The organism is Ekhidna sp., from assembly GCF_963691765.1.
Lineage (GTDB): Bacteria > Bacteroidota > Bacteroidia > Cytophagales > Cyclobacteriaceae > Ekhidna.
Genome location: NZ_OY829375.1, coordinates 4,036,255 through 4,062,126 on the forward strand (window position 1 = coordinate 4,036,255; position 25,872 = coordinate 4,062,126).

Sequence of the window (25,872 nt, forward strand, 5' to 3'; positions counted from 1 at the left end):
TTGACAAAGCATCAAATGCATCATCACGGGCGAATAGATTCGTTCTGATTTTATTTTTAGAACTTTTTCTACACCATTTCGGTGAATTATTGTGAAAACAATGATGTAATAAATGAAATACGTATCGCATATATATCAGTTGGTTAATAGGCATAGAGTGGCTTTTTTCCTCTCTCTTATACTAGCTGTCTGTTTGATTGCCATAGGCGTGTTAGAACAAAAGCTGGACAATACACTTACCTATTTAACAGTAATGGGATTATGTTTTCTATTGTCAGAGTTTATTTATTTCTCTGGGCAACCGGTTTTTCCGCAATGGAAAATAAAGAAGCCTAAAAATGAACTTATCACGGTCATCCTTGTAACGCTCATCGCTACTTCTCTCATGATCTATTGGTTTGTACTTGTTGATCCGAAACAAGTGAGTTCTGCTACACGAATCGTATCCATGGTACTGCGCCTGTTATTCGTCTTTCCCATTTTTTTACTGATCTACTTTTTGGCAGTCAAAAGATATAAACCCTATGAAATTGGGATCTGGAACTTTAAGTACTGGTTTATTGGTCTACCGCTAATGATTTTGATAGGAGGGATCACCTACCTGACATTCCCGGAAGGGATGCAATTCACTTCTGCATATCAAGAAAGTGGGATTCAAGGCTACATCGTATTGGGGTTTCTAACAGCTGCCATCCCTGAAGAAATCGCCAGGAATTTGTTCCAGTCAAGACTCGGAAAAGTAATCAACAGCAAGGCTGTCGCGTGGTTTTCAGTCTCCTTAATTTGGGCACTACAACACATCCCTTATTTTGGCTATCAAACAGATGATTACTATGCGGCTACCATTAGCGCTATTGGTATTTTACCAATAGGGTTGCTTTGGGGTTACTTGAATGAGCGATATAAGTCCATCATACCTTCAGTCATAATACATGGTACCAATCTATGGGGTTTACAAAACATTCTCTAATTATGATGACATTTCTAATGGTCACTTTTCTTCAGTTCATTTCTTCTTTCTTGTTGTTTATCAAACAAGCAACTACCACATAAAATCAGTTATTGTTCGGAAGTCCGTCCTATAACAGATTTTATGACTGGCCTGTCCGCACTAAATGCTTCGCATACGTAAATCACTAGTTATGTTATATATGGTCCTGCGTTATGTTAAATCAGTGGTTGGTTGAGGCGGGAATTAATAGTTTAGGGTTGGCCTATTTCTCCAATCAAAGGCAATCATTTTATTTTATTGTAGTAACGAGCACTCTTTCAGCTTTTAGGGGGTTAGAGGGTTCGCAAAAGGTGAATGTGTGCGTATTGATACTTATAGTCCGTAGACTTTTATACATCAAAAAATCATTTTAGTGCTCGATTTATGAAACAAGATTATTCTATATCAGAGAAAGAGATCCTCAAAAAATTTGGAGATTCTCTAAAGGAATTAAGAGAAACAAACAATATCTCTCAGGAAAAACTTGCACTTAATTGTGGGCTCGATAGAACATATGTTGGTTCAGTTGAAAGAGGTGAAAGAAATATTTCCCTTTTGAACATGATTAAAATAATTAGTGCCTTTGAAATGAGCTTAGCTTCATTTTTTAAAAAATCCGATATATAAATGAGCAAACCCACCAACGAGAAAAAAGAACAAATTGTATCAAAAAGGTATTCAATCTATTCCGAATCTGATGAGATTCATGATCCAGAAGGATCGTACTATACGAAAGATGAAATTGAGAGCCTTATCTCAGAAAAAATGGTTGGCTACTCGTTTCATGGTCTTCCTCTAAGAACTAGGTCAAAAGTGGCAAAACAACTTGTTTGTGAAGCTTTGGGTTATCCAATTCCATCAAGTTTCAAAAAAACTCAGCCTAGATTTCCTGCTCAAAATTTAGATACCTATGTTCAAAAATCAAATAATCTACAGGTATGGAATGAGGAACTTGATCCTTCTCGAAGGTATTTGATAATACGACTAAATGATGCTGATGAAATAACTAAGGTGAAGGTTGTGACTGGACAAGATTTGGCACTACTTGATACAACTGGAACACTCACGCAAAAATATCAAGCCAGGTTAGATAGAAGCGAAGATGTAACCGAATTGATTTCAGACTCTGATACGGACTTGTTCGCATCTATAATTACGGAAAATAGTGAAGTTGATCTCAAATTAATACAGCCAACTGATTACCCTAGCGGTTCTGATCTATTCACGATTAATCAACTCTATGAAAGATTGAAATCTTTAGTAGGTAGCTCGTTTAAAGATATTGGGGCTGACCAAGAGAGAAATAGGGGTGCTGAATTGCATAAATTGGTTTGTCAACAATTGGGATATTCTAGTTATGCAGATAATGGACAATTTCCTGACGTTAGAAATCAACTTTTAGAAGTCAAGCTACAAACTTCTCCAACTATTGATCTTGGGTTAGTCTGCCCTGATAGTACTCTATCTTTAGATATGCCATTGATTAAAGAAGTAGGCCTCAGACATAAGGATGTTAGATATGCTCTTTTCTACGCTGAAATCAATGAAGGAATGGTAATGCTTACCAATTTTTACCTGACTACAGGTGAAGATTTTTTCTCTAGATTCTCGCAATTTCAAGGGAAGGTTCTTAATAAGAAACTACAAATTCCATTGTCGAAAGACTTTTTCGATTAATCAAGACCGAAGGCCCTAGTCACCAGCTTATCTAGCTTACTCTGAGTTTTAATGTCGTGCGTTGGTTTATTTGCATTTAGTTCTTTGATCAACTTAATGACTGCTTTTGATTCAGAAGAACATTCATCCGGCAATGGGTAATTCTCGACATATTGGCTGAAATATCTTCTTCGACCTGAGTACAACTTATTATTGAATATTAAATCATGATATTTAATCATAATAGATGAGTTGGCTACCCCTTGAAGTAAATAAAGAATATCTAACTGATTCCTGTCCTCTGCAGCAATCCAATAACAATTTCCATTTACTACGCTACCACTATTGTCAAGATAAAACCTGGGTTCAACACTTATATCTGGGAAAACGAGTTTTGGCAATTTCCATAAAGCTGGATTTTGAGGAACCCAAATTTCGAACCAATTGCGCTTAGCTTTAATAACATATGTTCTTGCACTTAGCTCTTTTTTATGTTGCTCTAAATAATTGGCTGCATTAGGATATTTCTTTAAATCAATGACTTTTTTCTTTCCATTTTCATCATAATGGGTGTATAAAAGTTCAAGAGCTAACTTGTCATCTAGACTCCATTTTCCAATGTTTTGCTGTGTAATTAATGGATATAAAATTTCAGATTCTGGTTTTTGGCTTAATTCATTCCAGTCATCTCGAACAAAAACCGAGTCTGCGGTAGTTTTAACTCCAACTCGAACTTTAAAATGATCTTTTACTTTGCTTTGGGAATTATCTTCTAATCGGTGAACCCATTCTGTCTCAGCATCCGAAAGCATTTGCCACAGATCCTTGGTACCAGTTGTATATCTTAATGAACCTTTGCTTAGATTGAACTTCTTGTCCAAGATACTATAACAACCTGATTCGTTTTCGTTCAATAATTCATAAATATCTGCAGACGAATGAGTAGGGGAGATACCATTTAACTCTTCATAAACCTTAGTGAAAGAACCTTCTTTTAAAATACCGCCTTTAATTTTCGATTTCTTTTTACCAATGAAAATCGCTGGAAGCACTGCCGCATTAAAGAGTTTTGTGTCTCCGAGATCAATAACTTCTAATATTTCATAATTATCTACTAGGTACTTTCTAATACTTTCACCTCCTTTAGTGGACAAGTACCTATTGGATGTGATTACTCCTAAAATTCCATTTTCTACTAAGCTTTCGGTCATAGCTATTAGAAATGGATAATAAAGATCAACTCTACCTGTCAACCCAAATTTCTTAGCTAAGAGTTGGGCTTTTTCAGCCCCTAAAATTTGGGTACGTACATAAGGTGGATTTGCAATGATTATGTCAGCGGAATTATTTAGTGTATTGCTTACTTCATCAGAAGTAAATAAATCAATTTGTTTATTCTGATCAGTTAAAGAAATCGCCTCAAGAAAATCACCTTCAATAAGATCAACATTTGTAAACTGATTTAATCTGTTGGTGGATTCCTCTAAGTACTTGAGATTTAGGTCACAACCTCGAAGTAGAAATTCATTCTTTTGTGAACATAATAATTTTCCCATTGCTAAGAGAAGTTCACCGTCTCCGCATGATGGGTCTAATACTGATATTTGATTCGAATCGAGCGTGGAATATTTGGCAATTTTTTCAGCCAAAAATGTTGCTAAGCTCTCAGGTGTGAAGGTAGCACCAGTATGTTTTATTTCTTGTTCTAATTCTGTCATACAATAATGTAAAGATACTTAAAGTCATCAGATATGCAAGCTACAATAAATGTTTGATTCTTGGCTATCTACAAAAAATCGGTAAAAAGTACAACAGCTTGATAATTAAAACCTTACGGCCTTTGCAAACTTGGATTAAGGCTCTATTCAATTCAAATGATGGCCATATTGACCTTCATGAAAAACTTGGTAGTAACCGCCATAGTTTATTTAAACACTTATAGTTGAGCTTTTCTCTTCTTTCAGCTTTGCATAGAGTGTTTTAAGATGATGAATAGACATATCAAGAATCGGTTCAAACATGAATGAGTTTAAGTGTATATTTTCAGGGGTCATAAGTTGCACCTGATTCATCAACTTTAGAATTTCTTCATCAGGATTACCATCTTTTGAATATTTCTTGATGAGTTTCGATGTTTGGTTTTTCCCAAGACTTTTAACAAAATCATTATCATCAATAAGGGCTATAAGAACCTGTTCTGCAATTAACCTTATTCCTATAGAGAGGATAATTTTTTTCTCTAACTGCATGCCTTCTCCAGTCTGAGCAGCAATTGTATCACAAAGCTGGATAATAGATGATATAACCAAGTTTTCTGATCCAGATACTTTATCAGCATCTTCGTTAGTTAACACTTTTTTAAAAACCTGTTTCACGTCCTCCATTGTCAATGATAATGATGAATCCTTAATGTGAAGAATGGCTGTTAAAAGTTGATAAGAATCTGAGTCGCCTACATATTCTGCTATGTTGCGAACAAAAGGAATAGACGCAATTACATATTCTATATCATCAAACTTATTTTTCCATGTGAAAAACGGATTGTCTTTAAGAGTATCTTTCTCTATTTGAATAGAGTTACCATTTTTAATAGCTATTTGCTTGTTATCTCCATAGATACCCAGTCTACCTTTTACCGTTCTATAGAAATCAAAATTATGAGTCATTATTACTAAATGAAAAAGTGATGACTCCTTGGTATCCCATAGGTACTCGACAATTGCATACTTATTCTTGTAATCAAAAGAATCTGCTATATCATCAATAATACAAAGTGTTTCAACATTACCTCTCCTTCTAGCCTCAATTTCAAAGATTATATTTAATATATATAGAGCTCTCTTCTCTCCATTGCTTAGCACTCTGCTCAGTGTATCTTTGTCAACTTTTTTGGTTGGATTGTAGTCTTCGTCATTGAAATAAAAAGCAATTTGTGGTGAATCTAGGTTCAAAACCGCATCACCTTTGTTTTCTATTTTAACTGTGAATGGAACTGAAAAACGCTCATTAAATATATCAATAACTGATTCCCATCGTGTCTGTTCAGCTTCTGCTTTAGCAATTATTTCTTTGAGACTTTCTTCACTTTCATCATAACTTGAAAGAAGATTCAGATATTCTTCTTTACACTTTATTAGATATCCAACCCATATTTTGTTTTTTAGAAAAGAAACATCTTTTAAGTCTGGAACTAAAAATGGGTTTTCAATTAGGTAATCCCTCAATGTTTTCAACTCAGCATTAGACAGTGCTTTGTCAACTTTTGCGAACATTTGCTTCAAAGAGTCATCATTTAGGATCGCATCTTTTTCCTTTTGAATTGCTTCAGTAAGATCGGATTCACTTACTAATTCAGTTCGACCAGAAGAGTCATTAAGACTTACAGAGTGTCCTCCCTCGAACCAGCCATTAGCCTTTAAATTCTTTGCTATTACTTCAGCATTACTATGATTAAAAACCCCTTTCTTGAAGTATCTTGAATTATCTATTATTCTTTCATATACATCAGTATATTGCTGAATTAAGGTTTCAAAATCAGGGTTTTCAATAAATCTCAATACTTTTTCATTAAAAATAGTTTTGTACTTTACATCGCTGTAAATTGATTCTTCTTCATTTTTTACTTCTCTTTCTAGTCTACCTAATGCAGTCATAAATTGAGAATCTGGTAAGCCTAAATCAGCGGAAAATACAATATCTACATCTCTTGAGATGCCAGATGCTTTCTTTAGACTTTTAAGAAAGTTTTCCTTCTTTTTACCTATCTCGTCGTAAATCTCATCGTATTGCTTTTTCAGCTCTTCGCTAGCCAGTAAAGTTGAAATCCTATTCGATTGATACTTTTCATTAATCGAATCAATGACAAAAATTGAACTTGGAGCCAAACTCGTTTCATTTTCATCTACAAATGAAAACGAGCTCGATTTCTCTGGAAAAATTTTATCACTTGGTTGCTCACCTTTTATAAAATCATGAATACTCTTCGCAAGAGAGGTTTTCATCATGCCATTGGGAGCGTATAATGCCACCGGCATATTGTTATTGCTAAAGTCAAACTGGTGATCAAGGCTTGATATGCCATAACAATGCCTCATTGATAGTTTTACTTTTTCCATGGAGAATTATTGAGTTTTTAAGGCTATGTAAAATAGATTAAATATCCTTATGAGAGAGCTTTTGTCAAAGCTAGAGTGTACTCAATTCATTCTTTATTGCCTGATTCTAGTTTGACAATCGGATCATTTAGATCAGCGAATTGAACAAAGTAAGGATCAAAATACCTTAATCGTCCATCTTTTAATTCTATCAAAGCTTGAGTTTCACTTTGATAGCTTGAATATGAATAAATGAATCTATGAAAATAGCCTTCGAACTTCTTTCCTTTGAAATTGACAATAACTGGCCGTAACGAATTCTTACCGGACATGGTGAGCTGATCTTAATTTTCCAGATTCTTAATCACATCCTTTTTGATTTGCTCCTGGAACTCTGATCTCCATTGATGCAATACATTATAAATCAAGTCAGACATTGCTATGTTGTAATTATTGGCGGTTTTTTTGAAGAAATAGTGAAGCCTTTCATCAACATTCACTGTTCTGTATTTACTATTCTCTTTGTCTGTTCGCTCGTTTAAATAGTCCTTTAGTTCCATGAAATATTCGCACTCTTAAAAGCAAACAATATATAAAAACTATATTATATCTTGCCCTTTAGGCTATGGTGTAAGCTTCTCTAAAAAGTGAATTTGCTTGTCGTGATAGACGAGCAATTAATAAACGCATTTGGTAAAGTTCTTAAGAGACTCCGGGAGTCTAAAGGCCTATCACAAGAAGCTCTTGCACATGCAATTGGTTCACATGCAACTCATATCTCGAGACTTGAAAATGGTCATAAACAGCCAACGTTAACAACCTTGTTCAAACTTGCTGATAACTTAGATACTGAACTGGAAGATTTAATTTCGGAAGTCCGTTCTTTAATCTAAGAGGGTCTTTTTATAAGTTTCTTTTGATTAAGAAATATTTTATTATCTCGACAGACTTAAAATCCTGAGAGCTCCTCGCATTACAAAACCGAATACAATACCGCCAACAATTAAGTCTGGCAACTTACTTTCAAGCCAATAAACGAGTACTCCTGCTAATATCACTCCACCATTAACGATTATGTCATTAGATGTGAAGATAGCACTGGCTTGCATGTGTGCCTCCTTACTTTTGGCTTTATTTATTAACCAAAGAGAGACTAAATTACCCATCAAGGCAAGAACTGAGATGATAATCATCCATTGAAAAATAGGGGCCTCACTTTTGCTTAAAAACCTCCTAAATACCTCTGAGAAACCAATCAAAGCTAAGCCCATTTGAAAATAGCCACTTATCTTCGCCACTTTCTTTTTGTGAGAGATCGATGCTCCAACTGCAAATAGGCTTAGAGCATAGACAATAGAATCTGCCAGCATATCAAGTGAGTCAGCCACTAAACCCATAGATCGGGAAATCCATCCAGTAAGCATTTCTATTACAAAAAACCCGAAGTTGATGACCAAAACCCACCACAATATTTTCCTCTGATGTGAATCATCAGTTCGTATTGGTAGTTCTGCTTTAGAAGTGCCTTCAAGCTGATCATTCAGATTAAGTTGACTTATGGCATCATGTATGGGTTGCACTTCTTCAAGATGAAATGCCTCTAGTCTTCGAGCAGGAATATCAAATTCGAGGTGCTTTACCTGATTAAGAGATTCCAATTTCATTCGGATCATTTGCTCTTCTGATGGACAGTCCATGTCCTTTATTATAAAAGTTGTTTTATTGATTAAGGTCATTTGCTTAAAATCGATAAGCTTTCAGATCTCTAAAATTAGTCTTCTATTTATTTGAGATTGTTAAAAGTTGAAAGTAACCTAAAAGTAGTATAAGATTATAAAGGTGATTATATCTAATTGTTATTATATAAACCCTGTTACTTCTTATGCATTTAATGGTTGCATAATTTGATTTTTGGTAATTAAGATGTTACTTTTTTAGCTAGTATTTAAATAGTAACATGAAATCAATTCTATATACTAGAGTATCTTCTAAAGATCAGTCAACAATAAGACAAGTTAATGATATGAAGTCTTTGGAAGACTTTGAAATTGTCGAAGTTTTCTCAGAAAAGATATCCGGGTTCTCAGTGCCACTCAATGAACGCCCAGTTCTCCAGAAGGCGTTATTGTTTGTTGAATCAAACAATGTTGAATGTATCATGGTCTCAGAAGTTTCAAGACTTGGAAGGAATACCCATGAAGTTCTTGGATTGATTGAGGAGCTAAAGAAACAATCGGTAGCTATATATATACATAATCTGGGAACTACCATTAACAAGCCTGATTCTTCCAGTGAAATATTTACTAAACTGATTGTTACAATCATGGCAGACTTAGCTAGGCTGGAAAGTGAGCAAATGAGTTATCGAATCAAATCGGGAATAAGATCTCGTAAAGCTTTGGGGCTTACGACAGGGAGGAAAATTGGATCAAAGGAATCAGTAGGTAAATTTCTATCTAAGCATTCGGATATTCAGAAGTACTTAGTCAAAGGATATTCTTCTAGAGAGATTCAGAAATTGTGTAAGTGTTCCCCAAACACGATTAAGAAGGTAAAAGATCAATTGAATTCAACAACTAATTCTTTAATTTAGATAGGTATCAACAAATCTCTGATGAGATGGCTTACATTAAAATTTTAAGAAATTCTGAAATTGAAGAATTTAACTCACCTGAGACTATCTCCAAGAAAGAGAAAGGAAACTATTTCGAATTAAACTTGCTTGGAAGAAATCCCGATGATTTTACCCAGAAGAATGCTTTATTGGGTTTCATTCTTCAAAGAGGTTACTTTTTAAATAGTTACAAATTCTTCCTCCCAGAAAGGTTTCATAAAGAGGATCTTATTTTTTGTTGCACTCTTATAGGCCTAAATCCTTCAGACTATTTAAAACAAGGTGGGGACTGGTATAAAAAGGCTACAAGGCTTAGTCATAAGAGACAGATACTTGATTACTATGGATTCCAAGAGTTTAAGCAAAATCGTGAAAAGATTTCCGAAGAAGCTATTAGTCTAGTTAATAAAGCTCTTAAGCCAAAGCAGATCTTTTACTACCTAGTTAATTATTTGCTAAATGAGAAGATTGAAATTCCACATTATGGAGCTATCGCTTCCATTATTACTCAATCACTAAATCAAGTTGAACAGAGCTTTATTGATCGGTTAGATGACTTACTTTCGGAAGAGGATAAGGAATATCTAGAAGAATTTATTCAACTACCTGTTGGTGAAGGTGATGTCAGTCCTAGTAATCCATATTTAATAACAACTCTGAAGAAACCCAATCAAGATCTTAAGGTTTCCAAAATCAGAGAAGACATTATCCAATTCAAGATCATTGAGGAAGTATTTACCCGATTTGAGTCTTTATTTCAAAATGTAGAAATCACCGATGCATTGGTTAACTACTATGCCAAATGGATGATTATTGCTGAGCAGCCCCAATTCAATTCGATGCAGGATAAATCAAAAAAGTACTTATATCTACTTTCACTAATTGTATATCAATATCGAATGAGGCAGGATTTGTTTGTCGAAATATTGATTAAAACAACGAGAAAATTCATTTCGGATATCAATAGTCAGGTAAGTAAGGATTTCTTAGAACAAAAAAGTACCCCTGCAAAACATGTAAGTGAATCAAAAAACAGGCTGATAAGAAGTATTAGTAGATCAGATAAACTGAAGGAAGTCGAATCCATTCTTGTTGAAAACAGATCCTCTGCAGAAGAACGAATTGTCGCAGCACTCAATGTAATAAGAAATCGTCCAGATGTAGTTGAAACAATTAAAAAAGAGCTAGAACAACTTGAGCTCACCGTGTCTACTAAATTGAAAGATGAAATGTTCTACTCTAAAGTAGAAGAGGGTTCGATCAAGCTTGCTAGGAGATTAAAAGATATTGTTCTTTCATTGAAGTTCGATGGTAAAACTTCTGAGAAAGAAATCTACCGAGCTATTGAACACTTTCAATACAAGGATGGAAACTTAGGATCTAGTGCACTAATAGGATTTCTTAATACTAGTCAGACTAAGTACGTCCAAACTCACATTAAGAGCCAAATCAATAATAAGGTTTACAGATCGCTCTTATTCAATGAATCAGCATTCCATATCAAGTCAGGATCACTAAATCTTAAGTACTCCAATGATTACAGATCTATCAATGATTATATGATAGATGATGAAACTTGGGAGCGGGATAAAGAATACCTTTTAGAAAAAGTAAACCTGTCACATTTACGAGACTTTACTGATGTAATAATTTCACTTGAAAAAAAGCTGGATGAACAGTATGAGAAAACAAATCAAAACCTTTCTGAGAATGAAAACTTGAAGTTTAGGAAGAATGGAAAGCCTTTTGTGACCAATGACAAGGTTGAGGATTTAGGATCAGAGATAGTTGATAACCTCCTAAACAAAGATGAAGTGGTTCCATTAGTAAAGGTGCTTTCAGACATTCAGGATGCGACTGATTTTACAGAATGCTTTACACACTTTGCAATGAAAGGTGGCCATGAAACTCCTGAGGTGCAGGTGATATTTGCTGCAATAATCGGATTGGGTTGTAATATTGGAGTTAGGAAAATGGGTCGAATAACTCATGGACTAAATGCAGAAAAACTTGAGAACACAGCTCGATGGTATTTTTCAAAAGAAAATATTAACGAAGCACGAAATCGTATTTTAAGTATTATAGATAAACTCTCTGTCCCGCAGCACTTTAAGGCTTCCGTTGACGAGTTACATACTTCAAGTGACGGGCAAAAATTTGGCGTGTCTGTTCCTTCGATACATGCAAGCCATTCATATAAATACTTTGGTAGAGGAAAAGGAGTGACAGCTTACAGCTTTATCGATGAGTATAGTCGAGTATTTTATGATACTATCATAAGTCCGACAGAGAGGGAGGCTACGTATGTTATCGATGGATTACTAGACAATGAAGAAGTAGAAAGTACAATCCATAGCACAGATACACATGGCTACACGGAAATACTCTGTGGTATATGTTACTCAATTGGTATTGTGTTCGCGCCTCGAATTGCTGGTGATCAAATTATGTACACATTTAAGAATAGAAAGAGGGGACATTATGAAAATAAAGGCTATCGAATTCTTCCTGAAAATTCTAAATATATAAATGTCAAAATCATTGAAGATCAATGGGATAACATATTAAGATTACTGGTATCTATCAAAATCAAACATGTTAAAGCGTCAGTTATACTTAGAAGACTAAGTTCATATTCACAGAGTCATCCGTTATATAAAGCACTAAAAGAATTGGGCCGGATACATAAATCTCTATTTCTCCTTAAATACTACGATGAATCGGATTTAAGATCTAGGATGCAGAAACAGCTTAACAAAGGAGAACTGTGGCACAAGTTCGCTAAGGATGTTTGGTTTGGTGATAATCAGGAGTTTAGAGTTGGTGAGAAGTCAGAACAGGAAATAGCCCTTGGTTGTAGAACCTTAATACAAAATGTAATTGTCCTTTGGAATTACCTAGAACTCACAAAGAGATTATCTGCAATGAATGAGAAGCAGGCTCTTGAGGTAATAAATGCAATTTCCTCAAACCATGTAATATCATGGAAGCATATAAATATTCACGGTGAGTATGATCTCGACATAATAAGTGAGCCTTCAAGAATGTTTGATTTGGAGAACTTATTGAAATATAAGATAGTAGCTTAAAAATTAGCAAGTAAGAGGAATATGCAAACTGCTGAATATCAGACTGTTGTACTTTTTGCCGATTTTTTGTAGACAGCCATTCTTATATTATGTTAAATAGAATGTCATCTACATCCAGGCGGGCTGGCATGGCAAAATACCGATGGCGCGATTGGTTGTGTATGGGGAGTGATTATTTTGTCGAATCGTCGGGCCGCTAGATTTTTGTGTACTTTTTCACCGAAATATCTGCCCGGCAATGAAAAAAGTAATAGCCCAGCGGCTTGAGCGATTTCGAATCAAAATTGACCATATTTAAAGTAATTACGTGATTGCTATACTCATGAAAAAGATTATCACAATTTTGCTGTTCGTTTTCTTTTATCAAGGATATGGACAAGATAAGGATGAACAGGTCTTGAAAATGCTTGAGAAAATGGAGGAGATTGAAAAGGAGAATCAAAGCAAAATCCAGGATGCTGTAGATAAGGAATTTGTGGCGAGTCAGACTATACCATTTGGTGTCCTTATTGTGGCAGGTGGTAATGAATACAAGGTGCTACTAATTCTTCATGAAACTTCGAATGATAATTACACGGTTCTAATATATGCGAATAGCATTGACCACATGAAGCTATCTATCAATGAAGTCTTAAGCCTTGATAGTTTCGAAAGTCTAGAATTTGGAGATCTACATATTCAAAGAAATGACGACAATTTGAAATTTGATTTTAACTATAGAGTTGGAGTTAAGTATTTGAATGAGCTTTATAACAAACTATAGAATCAACGCTTATTCCTGACGCCTGAGAATCGCGTAGAAGAAAATGATTTGGAGTATTTCCCGTATATGAGAATTCTAGCTAGAAGGTGATTATTCAAGATAGTGATTTGCCTTAACATAAGATCAAGCCGATATATAACTCAATCCACACAAAGCCAACACACAGTTATACATCTGATCTTATCGCTAGCCGCGCGCGTGTAAGTAAATACTCGCTGCGCTCTTATTACGGCAAATCACTAGTGGTGTTATATAATTTATATTATGTTAAATCAATTTATTGATAAATCTACCCTATGGATGCGTATTCGATGATTGGCTATCTATACGGTTGTTTCAAAAAATGAAATGCTTTGATTGTGCGTTGTTAGAAAATCTGCGTCTACTGCATGCTCTGCTCTGAGAGTTTCAAGCCAATTTCCATGAGCTTCTCTTTCGTCATCTCCTTGGCTTTAGCCTCGTCCTTGCTGTAGTAGTTCATGAAGTAAAATGATTTCCATAGACCAGTGCCTAGCTTCACAGTCGTCATGTAATACACAAAGCTGTCTTCATCTAAAGGAATCATGTACAGTCCCATGGAATTGAAAAACACGGGCTTCTCCAGCTTCTCGCTGATTTCCTTTTGGTATGTAAATACAGACGGCGTACACTTCGCACACTCAGCAGTGGCTAGTAAAATCGTTCCGTTATTTTCACCTATTTCCAGATCCTTCTTAGTGGCTTGTTGGTTTCCGGGAACTACACTTCGTTCCCCAGCCATCAGATAATACGTGCCATTCCAGCTCTTCATTTCATCAAGGCTTTGTGCTGGCAACAGTCCAGAAATCAATAATGCGGCGATTAGTAAGTTCAGTTTCTTCATTTGTGTATTTGGTTAGGCTATTAATATGTCGTGAAAATAACGCGTTCTACGCTTGTTTCTATCTTCTTCGTTTCTTACGATTTTGATTCTTATCTCCTCGTGTCTTAGGCTTCTTATACTTCTTGGCTATTTCTCTGCGGTAAGAACCTCCAAGGTTTACTTTTTTGTTTTTAGCCTTCTTCTCATGGGTGGCTTCTCCTCTAGCCTCCTTACTGCCAATCTTGTCTGAAAGCTCTATTTGCTTAGACTTTGGTCGTTCTTCTGGCAACAACTCATTAGAAACTTCTACATGCACTGGAAACGGCCGCTCCTCAATCTGCATGTTCATCAGCTGTTCTATGGCAGCTTTGGCTTCATTTTCCTTGGCTGTATGCATCAAAATGGAAACTCCAGTCTTCTCAGCTCTACCTGTACGTCCTATGCGGTGCATGTAATTCTCCGGGTAGATTGGAACATCCATATTAATCACATGTGATACGTCGTCCAAGTCTAATCCTCGCGCTATCACGTCTGTAGCGATCAGAATGCGCTTATCACCGCTATTAAACTGTTCGAGCGACCTCAGGCGATAGTTCTGACTTTTATTTGAATGAATGACGCACGATTCACGCTCAAGCATTGGATCAAAGGTCTCATATAACCGGTCCGCATTGCGCTTGCTCGATACAAATACCAGCACCTTCTCGTATGCTTTCTTGTCTGTCAACAAGTGTGCAAGCAAGTTGGCTTTGGTATAAAAATTTTTAACCTCATAGCTAGACTGTGCGATGTTCTCAAGCGGTGTTCCACTCACAGCAATTGTGACCTTCGCAGGCTCTATAAAGTAATCGTCTATCAGCGCATCTACTTCTTCCGTCATGGTTGCGGAAAACATGATGTGTTGACGCTTCGTAGGCAGTAAATCAAAGATGTTGGTCAGCTGAAATCTGAACCCTAAATCAAGCATTACGTCTACTTCATCGATCACAAGTTTCTTCACGTTCTTCAACGAAAGTGAATGATGTAGCACCAAATCATACGTCCTTCCAGGCGTTCCCACAAGAATGTCTGTACCTGCCATAACCGATGGTTTTTGCGAGTTGATGTTAGTTCCACCATAGACGCCTAACACTCTGATATTCTGGTATTTATTGAGTGCTTCTACCTGTTCAACTACTTGTATGACTAGTTCACGTGTTGGCACTAGAATCAATACCCGTGGATTAATTTCTTTCGAGTATTTCAGCTCCTTCAACAACGGCATTAGGTAAGCAAAGGTCTTCCCTGTTCCCGTTTGTGAAATACCAACCACATCCTTCCCAGAAAGAATGACCGGAAATGCCTGTTTCTGAATCGGCGTTGGTTCATTAAAACCTAAATCCTCAAGGGCATTTAGAAGAGGATTGGTAAGGTTTAGGTCTGAAAATTGGCTCATGAAGTGGCTTTTGGCAAAAATACGATATCCGTCAGCCTTATGGCAATTAATTGGATGGTGATGTAGATAAATAAAAAACCCAGCACTCACCACAAATGCTGGGTTTAAACCAACCTAATGATTAACTAACCTACCTAATTTCCTGAGTAATAAAATCTTTCATGAACGATTTGTTCATCTTTCCATCTTTGCACGCCTGTTTGTTCCATTTGTACGCGATTACCATCCTTGAATGTTACTTCCATAGCTGTTTCGTGAATCACCACTCCTGCTTCTTCATCTGAGGTTATTGCTTTTACTTCCAGGTTATGAAATTCTTGAATACTGTTAAGAAACTGCTCCTCATATTCTCGACACGCTACTTTGCCTTCACGAGTCCCCATTGGTTCAGTCATTACAATATCTTCTGAGTAATATTTGTCAAATGCTTCTAACAATTGGCCTTGGCCTAACATGTTGTAGATTTCTTGTGTTTTTTCTTTTAATGTCATGATTATAATAATGTATGTATGTACATATAATAACGCTACATATATTTTTTAGTTCTATTATTTTATCATAACTTTTAAATGTTTTATTCAATTTCTTTTGCCATTAAGTGAATCGTTTTAATCGGTTTAGGGTTTTGTAAAGTTCGTTTCGGTACTGTCTCCTTAAGTATCGCAAAAACATATTCGCCATCAGAAACAATTTGATATTGATATAAGCTTGAAATATTGGACACGGGCTTAGCTACGAATCTATCATCAATTACATCGGCTCCTACCGCTTCGATGATCTCTATTTTCTTTTGTCCAAAAAGTGTATTCTCAGTCACAACATCAGTTTTTTGGTTTATTAGCTTTTTAGTGAGGATCGTAGCTATCTCATCACTTTTAGCGTGTTTTAGTGCTACCATTACCTCAACATTCCGCAAATAATCTAAATCTACAGTCTTGTAGTATGCCCATCTTAATATTTCTGAATTTTCGAAGATTAGGCTGTCAATGGTACTTTTACCTGAAATGGGCCTCTTCATTTCCTTTGTGAGGACAAATGATAAATCTTCCATGATTGTCTTACATGATTCAATGTCCTTGTCCTTATAGCTTCTGAAAGCATCGACAATTTTTGCAGCAATCTCTTCTTCAGCTGACACCTCTTTCTTTTGGTCTAGTTTCTCCTGATTGAGAGAGATTAAGGATATGAGTAATATGGCAATCGTTTTCATCTTCTTGAATAATTTGTTAATTCAAATCTGCCATTTAATTAAACCCGATACATGAGTGATTCGATGAGTTTGAAGTATACGTATTACACGTAGTTCTGAAGAACTGCCTTATTTTTAAGCCATGGCCAATAATCGTATCAATAGACAACAACTTGCATTAGAGTTTTTATCCGTGGTATTTGCTGTGCTCCTTGCCCTACTCTTAAATAGTCTCAGAGAGAGCTTAACCATGGATCGAGCTTTGAATAGAGTCAAGCAAACCATAAGGACTGAAGTCATAAGTAACGATTCGCTGGTAAGAAAATCACGGGAATACCGATACGACCTTGTAACGAAGCTGTATCGTTTCGAGCATATGGTCATGAAATTCCCGGTGTCTAATTTTCCCATAGATGTTGAAGATGATCGTGCACTTGAGGAATATATGAAGGAGGTATTGCCATTTTCGCAAGCGACACCCATTTCTAGAATAGAAATAAAGAGCCTGGATGACTACCGAATCATCATTGTAAACGATCGCACAATGAAGCTAGGGCTCGAAAATGATACACTTAAGTTTTTCGGTCCTTACAACCTTCAATTGCATGCTGCTGCGATTAGTAATCGATCGTGGGAAATAGCAAAAGCCACTGGCACACTCGTAGAAATGGATCTAACGCTCGTAGATGCCTTAAATAAGGTTTATACCTTGAACAACCAATACCTGAATACCAGTGATAAAGCGATAGATATGATCTACAATGCTGACCCTGCAGTTCGATCAGTTATGGAAGATATGCACTACTATGAGACGCAAATCATTGAAGCAGACTCTATCCTACTTAATATGCTTGACAACTAAACCTATTGATGGTGAGGGCCTTCGTTTTTGAATATGTAATAAACGAAACCTATAATCCCAACAATTGCCAATAAGAGTATGATAGTAAGTAGCATACTACTTATCCGATGTTGGACATACGAAATTCGTTCTAGGTACATCAGTTGCCTTAATGTCTTTGTACCCTCCTGCCACGTCTAGCATATTATGTAATCCACGTGATTTAAGAATAGAAATAGCGATTACCGATCGATAACCACCGGCACAATGTACGTGATACGTCTTATCAGGATCGACTTTATCCATCTGTTCACTGATATAGTCCAGCGGGATACTTTCAGCATTTTCAACGTGTTCAGCTTCAAATTCTCCAGGCTTCCTTACGTCCATTACGTTGATATTTCCAGCCGCATAGTCTTTTGCAAATTCATCGGCAGAAATGGATTGCATGGTCTGTATTTCCTTTCCAGCCTCTTGCCAAGCCTGAATTCCTCCTTTAAGGTACCCTAACGTGTTATCGTAGCCTACTCGAGACAATCGTGTGACTACTTCTTCCTCACGTTCTTCGTCTACTAGAAATATGATAGGTTGCTGTAAATCAGGTATTAACGCACCCACCCATGGAGCAAAACTCCCATCAATACCAATGAAAATTGAGTTTGGAATGTGTGCTTGAATAAAGTCTCTTTGGTGTCTGGTGTCAAGTACCAATGCACCTTCGTGATTGGCCATAGCTTCGAAAGTTTCTACATCTAAAGCCACATTGCCCTTTTCCAATACTTGATCAAGTCCAATAGCTGTAGACTTATTCATCGCTACATTTTGTGCAAAATACTGTGGCGGTGGTAATAGTCCATCTGTCACTTCTTTGATGAACTCTTCCTTTGTCATATCTGCTCTTAGTGCATAATTTGACTTCTTTTGATTCCCTAGTAAATCATGCGTCTCCTTACTCATATTCTTACCACAAGCGGAACCTGCGCCGTGAGCGGGATATACAATGACATTATCAGGTAGAGTCATCACTTTGCTCCTTAAGCTATCATATAGTAATCCTGCAAGATCATCTTGTGTCATCGATCCCTTTTGAGCAAGATCAGGTCGGCCAACATCACCAATGAAAAGTGTGTCTCCGCTGAATATGGCATGCTCTTCACCGTTTTCGTCAATTAATAGATAAGTAGTGCTTTCGAGTGTATGTCCAGGTGTATGGAGTGCTTTGATTTTGATTTTTCCAAGCTCAAAAACTTCCCCATCAGTTGCCTCATGAAAATCGTAATCTGCCTTAGCTCCAGGCCCGTATACTACCGTTCCACCAGATTTTCTTGCCAGATCTACATGACCAGATACAAAATCTGCATGAAAATGCGTCTCGAAGATGTACTTAATTGCTGCACCCTCCTTTTGAGCCTTGTTTAAGTAAGTACCAGATTCTCTCAAAGGATCAATGATAGCTGCCTCTCCTGCACTTTCTATGAAATAAGCGCCTTGTGCAAGGCATCCGGTGTATATCTGTTCAATTTTCATATCTCTTATTCACTTGAGCGCAAAAATAATCTTGTTTCTATTGCGCTTGAAAAATTTATAATGATTTCACATTCGATTGAAGCGTAACCTTCTTATAAGGATCTTTTGCATTCGTTAGTGCATTTTCAACTGCTTCAGTCAAACTCAAAAACAAATTTTCTTTGCCAATTATTTTAGTCAATCCTGTTTGTTTCATCGTATCCCTTACAGGACCTATGATGTCACATAAAACCAGCCTCACTCCTTTCTGGTTCAATTCGTTTAATAGTACAAGAAGCCCTTCAGATGCAGTTGCATCCAAATGACTAACTGGACCTGCATCAATGATGATTTCTTTAATTTTTGGGTCACCTTCTACCAGGTTTTGGATGTAATCTCTGATGCCTTGAATGTTTATGAAATTAAGCGGTGCATCAATACGTAATATTGCCAGCTCTTCCCATATTTCTAAGCCTTCAAAACGAGTCACATTTCTAAATTCATGGTGACCTTTTATTCGCCCCAGACGAGCGATATGCGGATAGGCTGCTTTATAAAGAAATAGCAAAATAGAAAGGATGATTCCAGTGACAATTCCAATCACCATTCCGATGTTTAAGGTCACCAAAAAGGTAAAAAGAAGTACCAAGAACTCATTTTTGCTGTCTTTCCACAATCTTTTCATATAGGAAAAATCGAACAATCCACTCACGGCTACCATCACTATAGACGCTAAAATGGTGTGAGGCAAGTAGTAAAATAGCGGTGTAAGAAACAACAATGTGATAGCCACCAGAACAGCACTAATAATGGATGATAGCTGCGTATTGGCACCTGCTTGATGATTAACAGCAGATCTAGAAAATCCTCCTGTCACGGGGTAAGATTGAAATAATGAACCTATTATGTTAGCTGCACCTATGCCAATCAACTCTTGATTGGCTATCACTTTGTGATCCTTCTTCTTCGATTCTATGGCCTTTGCTACTGAGAAAGCTTCCATAAATGCGACAATAGAGATCGTAAATGCCAATGGAATTGCCTCTTCAAACATGCCTAAGGAAAATTGAGGTAACTGAAGTTGAGGAAGTCCTTGAGGAATGTTTTTTACAATGCTTACACCTTGGGAATCAAGACTGAAAAGCTTCACCACGATTATTCCAATAACTACCACGATTAAAGACGCGGGGATCTTCTTGTTTACTCGCTTTAGTAGTTTAATTACAACGATGCCACTAATCCCAATGAATAAGGTAATTAAGTGCGTTTGATCTAACTGATTAAAGACATTAACTGCTACTTCATACAATCGATTGCTTTTGCTGATTTCTGCGCCTATTAGGTGTTTTAGCTGATTGAAGCCAATGATAAGAGCCGCAGCTGATGTGAACCCACTAATTACTGGTTTAGATAATAGGTTTGTGATGAATCCAAGACGTATCGCTCCAAGAACAAATTGAAATAGACCTGTGAAAAATGCAAGCATTATCGCAAATGCGATATAGGCATCACTCCCCTCTGAAGCTAAAGTGGAAATTCCCGCAGCTACAAGTAAGGAATCCATCGCCACCGGACCAACTGAAAGTTGCCTAGATGTACCAAATATTGCGTAAATGACCTGGGGAACTATTGCTGCATATAATCCATATACGGGAGGAAGTCCTGCGATCAATGCGTAGGCCATTCCCTGAGGAATAAGCATCACACCTACAGTAAGTCCTGCGAAAAGATCACCGTTCAAATCACTACGTCTATAGTTGGGTAGCCAGTTGAATATGGGGATGAGGCGATTCATGTGTGACAAAAGTAGACGTATACAAATAAAAAAGCCGATCACATGGACCGGCTTTTTTTAATTTCTTGATGCTTTTACGCTTAATTCATTGCATCAAGCTTAGCCTGAAGCTCGTTTGCCTTGGTTTTCATGTCTAATCCCTTATAAACGTAGATCAAACTACCCATTACATCAGCATCATTGCTCTTCAATGAATATAGTTTTTCCCAAACAGGCAACGCTTCTTTAAGCTTAGCGTCAATCTGAGAATCTAGCGATTCATATTTCTTTTTCTCAGCAGCATCATACCTTGATTTTCCAGGATAGTAGTTAAGACTACTTTGCTCCTTCACCAATGTATTGGTTTGGTTAAATAACATTGCACCTATGTTGAAGTATGAGTTGAAGTGATTTGGATCAATAGAAACTGCTTTCTTATAAGTATCCATCGCACCTTCAGAATCACCTGTTTCATCCTTCAATACACCTAAGCTGAATAGAAGATCTGCGTTGTTTGGATCTGCTTCAATTGCTGATTTAATCTCATTCATTGCTTCATCAGTCTTGTCTAATGTAATTAGCAAGTTGATTTCATACTTTGAAAGCTCCAGATCATTTGGATGTATCTCTTTTCCTTTTCTGATATATTTCAATCCATCTTCAAATCTTTCTTCCTGGATTGTAAGGTTATAAAGCTGTAGGAAGATCGTTTTCTCCTTAACACCAGCTTCATAAGCTGACACATAGCTTTCTTCAGCCTTCTTAGTAACACCCGCTGCCTGATAAGAATATGCTGCATTCAATATTGCATTGGTATCACTTGGCATGATATAGAATGAAGTAGTGAAATTATCAGCTGCAGATTCAAAATTTTCAGCATTATATTCAGCTACGGCTTTGCCGTAGTAGAATGCATAGTAACCTTGTCTCTTGGAATCTATATTCACAATCTGTCCAGTGTTGTAGTCTACTGATGATGTAGCTTTTTGCTCTGGATCAAGCTCCATTGCTTTATCAAAAGCTTTCAAAGACTCTTCCATCGCTCCTGGCTCACCGCTAGTTGTGTCAAGAGATGCATAAATCTGACCTCTGTAGAACCAAGTTTTTGGATCATTCATTGTCTTCTCGTGCGCTATAGCAGCATCAATAATAGATTTAGCCTCAGCTAGTTCTCCTTTTTCTAAAGCGGAGAGCGCCTGATTGATTTTTGGCTTCTTTTGCGCGTATCCTACTACGCAAACTGCCGCTAAGATTAGGGTTAATACTGTTCTCATTATTCGATCTTTAAATTATTCGTTATCCATTTGGTTGTCACCTTTATCTGAAGATTCTGCTCCGTCTTGAGGCTTAGCACCATCTTGTGGTTCTGCTCCTTCTTGAGACTCATCTTCGTCGCTGCCAATATTAGAAATTTTTTCCACAGCAGAGATTTCATCATCATCATTAAGCTTTATGAGACGAACACCTTGGGTAGCTCTTCCCATTACTCTAAGATTGTCTACTGACATTCTTATTGCAATGCCTGATTTATTGATGATCATTAATTCATCACCATCAACTACATCTTTGATGCCAACAAGTTCTCCGGTTTTATCGGTAACGTTTAGTGTTTTCACACCTTTACCACCTCTTTTGGTGATTCTGTAATCTTCAAGGTCGGATCGTTTGCCATATCCTTTCTCAGATACGACAAGTAGGTTTGGAGGATTCTTATAGTCTACACAAACCATACCAACTACGAATTCTTTATCTGTAATATTCATTCCACGCACTCCGCTAGCCATTCTTCCCATGGATCTAACATCTGATTCGTGGAAGTTTATCGCTCTACCAGAATTACATGCAATCACAATGTGATTGTCACCATCTGTAAGCCTCACATTTAGAAGTTTATCATCTTCTCTGATAGTAATCGCATTGATTCCATTTCTTCTCGGTCTGCTATACGCTTCCAATGATGTTTTCTTGATGATTCCTCGCTTAGTACACATCACTAAGAAGTTATTGTTGATATAATCCGGATCATCAAGCGTTTTCACGTTGATTACAGAGCGCACCTTGTCATCGGATTCAATATTGATAACATTTTGAATCGGGCGTCCTTTCGAAGCTTTACTACCTTCTGGAAGCTCCCATACTTTGATCCAGAATACTTTACCAAACTCCGTGAATATCAGAAGATAGTTGTGGGCAGAAGCAATAAACAGGTGCTCTGTGAAATCATCATCTTTGGATGTTGCTGCTCTACTACCTACGCCACCTCTTCCTTGTGTTCTGTATTCTGTAAGAGGTGTTCTTTTGATGTACCCTTGGTGAGAAATGGTAATAACCATATCCTCATCTGGGATCATATCTTCAGCAGTAAACTCATCGGCACTATGCTCGATTTCAGATCTTCTTTCATCACCATATCGCTCCTTGATTTCAGCAAGCTCATCTTTGATGATTTGCATTCTTCTATCCTCATTTTCAAGGATGTCTTTCAACTCCTTAATCAATGCTTGGATCTCTTCATATTCTTTCTGAATCTTGTCTCTTTCCAGACCTGTAAGACGCTGTAGTCTCATGTCTAGAATAGCCTTAGCTTGGATTTCAGTAAGCTTGAATTTATCCATCAAACCTTCTCTAGCTTCATCCGGATCCTTCGAAGATCTGATCAAGTTGATAACTTCGTCCAGGTTGTCAAGAGCTATTAAGTAACCTTCAAGTATATGTGCTCTTCGCTCTGCCTCATCTAATTCGTACTGTGTTCTTCTAATGACCACTTCATGTCTGTGATCAACAAAATGTACGATTAAGTCCTTGAGGTTAAGTGTTTTAGGTCTCCCTTTTACAAGTGCTACATTATTTACACTAAACGATGATTGTAGCGCAGTCTGCTTGTATAAGTTGTTAAGGACGATGTTTGGAATAGCATCTCTTTTGAGATCATAAACAACCCGCATACCTGCCTTGTCAGATTCATCCCTGATGTCGGCAATGCCTTCAATTTTCTTATCATTTATTAAACCAGCAGTTTTTTCAATCATGCTAGCCTTATTCACTTGATAAGGAATTTCTGTTACGATGATTTGCTCTCTACCGCTGCTTGTAGTGTCGAAATCAGCTTTTGCACGAAGCACTACACGTCCTCTTCCTGTCTCAAATGCTGCTCTTACACCCTGATAACCATAAATAGTGGCTCCAGTTGGAAAATCAGGAGCGGTGATATGCTGCATTAAACCTTCAACAGTAATATCATTGTCATCAATGTAGGCGGTAACCCCATCCACAACCTCAGAAAGGTTATGAGGAGCCATATTAGTAGCCATACCTACCGCAATACCACTTGCTCCATTTACGAGTAAGTTTGGAAACTTAGCCGGAAGTACACTTGGCTCTTCCGTACTGTCATCATAGTTAGGAATGTAATCAACAGTGTTCTTTCGAATATCTGCTAAAAGCTCTTCTGATATCCTTCTAAGCCTGGCCTCTGTATAACGCATGGCTGCAGGCGAATCACCGTCTACAGAACCAAAGTTTCCTTGACCATCAACTAATGGGTAGCGCATAGACCAATCCTGAGCCATACGTACCATGGTATCGTAAACTGCTGTGTCTCCATGCGGGTGGTACTTACCTAGTACATCTCCTACAATTCTCGCACACTTTTTATAGGACTTATTGTAGTTGACTCCCAATTCGTCCATACCATAAAGTATCCTTCTATGTACGGGTTTAAGCCCATCTCTTACGTCTGGAAGTGCTCTTGAAATAATAACGCTCATCGAGTAATCGATGTAGGCGCCTCTCATTTCTTCTTCAATATTTATTGGGATAATATTCTCCTGGGATGAGGAAAGGTTATCGTTATCTCCTTCTGCCATTTATGCTTATTCGGGTTAGCTAAAAATCAACCCGCAATTTAGCAAAATAATAGGTGAAATCATCGGGTTTAAGCCAACAGAATTCGATTTATAAATACCGTTTAGGGATTACTTTTTCTTACGCTTGCGCTTTTTGCTTTTTTTGCGATTTAAGCTCTTCAATGTACGATGATTTTCTCCGATTTTTGGATTCTGTCGTTTCCAAATCGGCTGGCCTCTCACCTCCATTCTTCTTCCCGTTGCCGGGTCGGTATATACATGTTTCAACTGTACATGATCACTCTTCATAGGTGATCTTGGGATATCTGGAATGTTGATACTGATTCCTGCTTGAATGAAAAACGTAGGATACCTATGTCTAACCGTCGAACCATCTGGAATATTGATGGTATATGACTTGAAATCTACGCTTGGGCGTACGATTACCCTGAAATACTCTGACCAATTGTTCTCAATGCTTATTCCTAAATTGGCATAAACTCCTCTTGATATAGCGCCTCTATTGAATTGTTTACCAGCAGTGATGCGCCCAACTTGAAGCTCAGCAACAAAGTCGTAACTCCAGAATGTATGAAACTTGTAACCTGCCATTGCATAGAGCCTTGAATACCTCGTTTTCTTTACGTTCGGTTGGTAGTTTCTAATAGTGCTTGTGAATGAGGTGGGCTTTAGCTCTCTTAAAAAATGAATTTCATACGAATAGCCGATGCCTACTCTAAACTTTTGATAGTTATAGTGTAATGATAAGTTTATTGGTATGCCTCTAGATGCGCCTTTAAAGCCTACATCAGCAGTATCAGTATCCACCAAGAATACTTGGTTTCCGAGGCTCGGATTAAATACGGGATTTGCGAGGTAATCAAATGGAATATCAAAAGGATTTTCAACAGAGGTCTCAAAACCTAATTGAGGGTCATTTAACCAATCTGTATAGCCGGAAAACGAACTGCCTAGGTTTTCTATATTATTCGAAAAGATAAACTGATTTGCAGCGTCCTGATAAAAGTAAACTCCTTGTAATTGGTGGGAGTAACTTGTTACTGCAATCCCTGTTGTAGCGGTAATGCTAAACTTGTTTAAGAATACTTTAACTGGGTTTCGATATATATCATACTTCTGATAGACATTCTGATCCTGAGACAACACTTGTATTGATACGAGTGTGAATAAGAAATAAAGACTATATCGTTTAGCAGCAGCGAGCAATATGACT

General features: G+C 37.1%; 22 protein-coding genes. 8 read left to right on the top strand and 14 right to left on the bottom strand.

From position 1 onward, the window contains the following. The first annotated feature begins 112 nt into the window (after positions 1–112). The 3 genes from ACY650_RS18065 to ACY650_RS18075 all read left to right on the top strand — a co-directional run bounded on the left by ACY650_RS18065 (position 113) and on the right by ACY650_RS18075 (position 2,668). Complete coding sequence (locus ACY650_RS18065; protein ID WP_462249673.1) at positions 113–970, top strand: CPBP family intramembrane glutamic endopeptidase; 858 nt, start codon at positions 113–115, stop codon at positions 968–970. A gap of 405 nt (positions 971–1,375) precedes the next feature. Next, positions 1,376–1,618, top strand: coding sequence for a helix-turn-helix domain-containing protein (locus ACY650_RS18070; protein WP_462249675.1), 243 nt, complete (start codon positions 1,376–1,378; stop codon positions 1,616–1,618). Continuing rightward, positions 1,619–2,668 carry a hypothetical protein gene (locus ACY650_RS18075; RefSeq protein ID WP_462249677.1) on the top strand — a complete coding sequence of 350 codons (1,050 nt, stop codon included), beginning with the start codon at positions 1,619–1,621 and terminating at the stop codon, positions 2,666–2,668. Here ACY650_RS18075 and ACY650_RS18080 read toward each other — a convergent pair. The 4 genes from ACY650_RS18080 to ACY650_RS18095 all read right to left on the bottom strand — a co-directional run bounded on the left by ACY650_RS18080 (position 2,665) and on the right by ACY650_RS18095 (position 7,301). Further along, positions 2,665–4,365, bottom strand: a complete 1,701-nt coding sequence (locus tag ACY650_RS18080) for an Eco57I restriction-modification methylase domain-containing protein (protein WP_462249679.1) — start codon at positions 4,363–4,365, stop codon at positions 2,665–2,667. The genes ACY650_RS18075 and ACY650_RS18080 overlap by 4 nt on opposite strands. A 210-nt stretch (positions 4,366–4,575) precedes the next feature. After that, complete coding sequence (locus tag ACY650_RS18085) at positions 4,576–6,762, bottom strand: hypothetical protein (RefSeq protein ID WP_462249681.1); 2,187 nt, start codon at positions 6,760–6,762, stop codon at positions 4,576–4,578. Positions 6,763–6,848: 86 nt separating this feature from the next. After that, entirely contained in the window at positions 6,849–7,073 is a 225-nt protein-coding gene (locus tag ACY650_RS18090; protein WP_462249683.1) for a hypothetical protein, read from the bottom strand. Positions 7,074–7,085: 12 nt separating this feature from the next. After that, positions 7,086–7,301, bottom strand: a complete 216-nt coding sequence (locus ACY650_RS18095) for a hypothetical protein (protein WP_462249685.1) — start codon at positions 7,299–7,301, stop codon at positions 7,086–7,088. Positions 7,302–7,388: 87 nt separating this feature from the next. Between ACY650_RS18095 and ACY650_RS18100 the strand changes: the two genes are divergently transcribed. Beyond that, positions 7,389–7,634: a helix-turn-helix domain-containing protein gene (locus ACY650_RS18100; RefSeq protein ID WP_462249687.1), complete on the top strand. Its 246-nt coding sequence runs from the start codon at positions 7,389–7,391 to the stop codon at positions 7,632–7,634. 42 nt (positions 7,635–7,676) lie between these two features. On the opposite strand, the gene ACY650_RS18105 is transcribed toward ACY650_RS18100, so the two are convergent. Then, positions 7,677–8,468 carry a cation transporter gene (locus ACY650_RS18105; protein WP_462254431.1) on the bottom strand — a complete coding sequence of 264 codons (792 nt, stop codon included), beginning with the start codon at positions 8,466–8,468 and terminating at the stop codon, positions 7,677–7,679. A 230-nt stretch (positions 8,469–8,698) separates the two neighbouring features. On the opposite strand from ACY650_RS18105, the gene ACY650_RS18110 reads away from it, so the two are divergent. The 3 genes from ACY650_RS18110 (at position 8,699) to ACY650_RS18120 (ending at position 13,207) form a co-directional block, all read left to right on the top strand. Continuing rightward, a complete protein-coding gene (locus tag ACY650_RS18110) occupies positions 8,699–9,334 on the top strand; it encodes a recombinase family protein (RefSeq protein WP_462249689.1) in 636 nt (211 codons plus the stop codon). Positions 9,335–9,360: 26 nt separating this feature from the next. Further along, positions 9,361–12,444, top strand: coding sequence for a Tn3 family transposase (locus ACY650_RS18115; RefSeq protein WP_462249691.1), 3,084 nt, complete (start codon positions 9,361–9,363; stop codon positions 12,442–12,444). A 322-nt stretch (positions 12,445–12,766) separates the two neighbouring features. Beyond that, positions 12,767–13,207 (top strand): hypothetical protein, encoded by a 441-nt coding sequence (locus ACY650_RS18120; RefSeq protein ID WP_462249693.1) that lies wholly within the window; start codon positions 12,767–12,769, stop codon positions 13,205–13,207. A 382-nt stretch (positions 13,208–13,589) separates the two neighbouring features. Here the strand turns inward: ACY650_RS18120 and ACY650_RS18125 are convergent, their stop codons facing one another. The 4 genes from ACY650_RS18125 to ACY650_RS18140 all read right to left on the bottom strand — a co-directional run bounded on the left by ACY650_RS18125 (position 13,590) and on the right by ACY650_RS18140 (position 16,693). Next, positions 13,590–14,069: a hypothetical protein gene (locus tag ACY650_RS18125; RefSeq protein WP_462249695.1), complete on the bottom strand. Its 480-nt coding sequence runs from the start codon at positions 14,067–14,069 to the stop codon at positions 13,590–13,592. Between the two features lie 58 nt (positions 14,070–14,127). Next, a complete protein-coding gene (locus tag ACY650_RS18130) occupies positions 14,128–15,483 on the bottom strand; it encodes a DEAD/DEAH box helicase (RefSeq protein ID WP_462249697.1) in 1,356 nt (451 codons plus the stop codon). Between the two features lie 134 nt (positions 15,484–15,617). Beyond that, positions 15,618–15,974 (bottom strand): nuclear transport factor 2 family protein, encoded by a 357-nt coding sequence (locus ACY650_RS18135; protein ID WP_462249699.1) that lies wholly within the window; start codon positions 15,972–15,974, stop codon positions 15,618–15,620. A gap of 83 nt (positions 15,975–16,057) precedes the next feature. Continuing rightward, positions 16,058–16,693 carry a hypothetical protein gene (locus tag ACY650_RS18140; protein ID WP_462249701.1) on the bottom strand — a complete coding sequence of 212 codons (636 nt, stop codon included), beginning with the start codon at positions 16,691–16,693 and terminating at the stop codon, positions 16,058–16,060. A gap of 121 nt (positions 16,694–16,814) precedes the next feature. On the opposite strand from ACY650_RS18140, the gene ACY650_RS18145 reads away from it, so the two are divergent. Further along, the gene (locus ACY650_RS18145; protein WP_462249703.1) at positions 16,815–17,534 is read left to right on the top strand and encodes a hypothetical protein; all 720 of its coding nucleotides are present in this window, start codon (positions 16,815–16,817) and stop codon (positions 17,532–17,534) included. A 96-nt stretch (positions 17,535–17,630) separates the two neighbouring features. Here the strand turns inward: ACY650_RS18145 and ACY650_RS18150 are convergent, their stop codons facing one another. The 5 genes from ACY650_RS18150 to ACY650_RS18170 all read right to left on the bottom strand — a co-directional run bounded on the left by ACY650_RS18150 (position 17,631) and on the right by ACY650_RS18170 (position 25,865). Next, on the bottom strand, positions 17,631–19,040 hold the full coding sequence (locus ACY650_RS18150) for an MBL fold metallo-hydrolase (protein ID WP_462249705.1): 1,410 nt from the start codon (positions 19,038–19,040) through the stop codon (positions 17,631–17,633). Positions 19,041–19,095: 55 nt separating this feature from the next. Then, on the bottom strand, positions 19,096–20,814 hold the full coding sequence (locus tag ACY650_RS18155; RefSeq protein WP_462249707.1) for a SulP family inorganic anion transporter: 1,719 nt from the start codon (positions 20,812–20,814) through the stop codon (positions 19,096–19,098). Between the two features lie 80 nt (positions 20,815–20,894). After that, positions 20,895–22,067, bottom strand: coding sequence for a tetratricopeptide repeat protein (locus tag ACY650_RS18160; protein ID WP_462249709.1), 1,173 nt, complete (start codon positions 22,065–22,067; stop codon positions 20,895–20,897). A gap of 15 nt (positions 22,068–22,082) precedes the next feature. After that, a complete protein-coding gene (gene gyrA, locus ACY650_RS18165) occupies positions 22,083–24,659 on the bottom strand; it encodes a DNA gyrase subunit A (protein WP_462249711.1) in 2,577 nt (858 codons plus the stop codon). Between the two features lie 108 nt (positions 24,660–24,767). Continuing rightward, positions 24,768–25,865: a hypothetical protein gene (locus ACY650_RS18170; protein WP_462249713.1), complete on the bottom strand. Its 1,098-nt coding sequence runs from the start codon at positions 25,863–25,865 to the stop codon at positions 24,768–24,770. Positions 25,866–25,872 lie beyond the last annotated feature (7 nt).